Source organism: Leucobacter sp. M11, assembly GCF_035726885.1.
GTDB lineage: Bacteria > Actinomycetota > Actinomycetes > Actinomycetales > Microbacteriaceae > JAPFRB01.
Genome location: NZ_JAPFRB010000005.1, coordinates 128,635 through 129,267, shown reverse-complemented (window position 1 = coordinate 129,267; position 633 = coordinate 128,635). Strand labels below are relative to the sequence as shown.

General features: G+C 68.7%; 2 protein-coding genes. Both read right to left on the bottom strand.

Translation table 11 applies throughout. The features are described 5' to 3' along the window. Positions 1 to 368 (bottom strand): DUF3817 domain-containing protein (locus OOT08_RS15935; protein WP_325093813.1); only part of this gene is annotated, 368 nt, incomplete at its 3' end. Positions 369 to 495: 127 nt separating this feature from the next. Next, the coding region (locus OOT08_RS15930; RefSeq protein WP_325094016.1) for a PhnA domain-containing protein at positions 496 to 633 on the bottom strand (138 nt) is incomplete at its 5' end.

Genomic DNA, 633 nt, shown 5'->3' with positions numbered 1-633 from the left:
GGGTGCTTGAGCACCCAGGCCTGGATGTGCTCGATCCAGTTTCGGGGCTGCTCCCCACCCGGCGCGAGACGCCACCCGCCCTCCAGGCGGCCCTTGCGGTCCTGCACCATTTCGAAGGGCACGGTGGCGAAGGGCACCACCGCGGTCACGAGGCCGAGGATCCCGGTGCCCGCGGACCAGCGCTGGTTGACCCAGACGAACACGGTCGTCACCCCGTAGCAGAGGAACACGAAGCCGTGGATGCCCCCGGCGACCGAGACCGCGCCCGGCCAGCCCCCGGTCCCCCGGATGATGAGCGCGGCGATCAGCCCGGCCCAGGTGATGACCTCGGCGATGGCGAAGGTGCGAAACAGCTGGCGGGGGGTCATGCGTCTCCTCGGGGTGTGTGGTCTGCGCGCCGCGCACGGGGCACCCGGGAACCTCCCGGGCCGTGAGCGCCACCGATCAGGCTATCCGGTGCCGCGCTGAATCCGCCCGGAGCGGGCGAAAGATCAATCAAAAGGTGGAGCCGGTGCCGAGAACCTTTTTCACGACGCTGGATTTCAGCTGCATCGCGCCGACGCCGTCGATTTTGCAGTCGATGTCGTGATCGCCGATGCCGTCGACCAGTCGGATGTTGCGCACCTTCGTGCC